This is a genomic window from Streptomyces sp. NRRL WC-3605, from assembly GCF_001509795.1.
GTDB lineage: Bacteria > Actinomycetota > Actinomycetes > Streptomycetales > Streptomycetaceae > Streptomyces > Streptomyces viridochromogenes.
This window is the reverse complement of the sequence record NZ_LLZN01000027.1, coordinates 1-237: the sequence shown is the minus strand read 5'-3', so window position 1 is coordinate 237 and position 237 is coordinate 1. Positions and strand designations below refer to the sequence as shown.

Annotated in this window: 1 protein-coding gene; it reads left to right on the top strand. The window is 69.2% G+C overall.

Going from position 1 to position 237, the window contains the following annotated elements:
- Positions 1–43: 43 nt before the first annotated feature.
- A partial coding sequence (locus tag ADL34_RS05635) for a tetratricopeptide repeat protein (RefSeq protein ID WP_234374945.1) occupies positions 44–237 on the top strand: 194 nt, incomplete at its 3' end.

Below are 237 nucleotides of genomic sequence, written 5' to 3'. Positions count from 1 at the left end.
CTACAGGGGAAGGGCGGGGGATGCTGCGGGTGCTGTCACGGCGTTGGAAGAACTGCTGGCCGACCGGCAGCGGGTGCTGGGCCCAGAACACCCAGACACCCTCAGCACCCGCTTCTATCTCGCCCGCTGGAGGGGTGAGGCGGGGGATGCTGCGGGTGCTGTCACGGCGTTGGAAGAACTGCTGGCCGACCGGCAGCGGGTGCTGGGCCCAGAACACCCAGACACGCTCAGCACCCG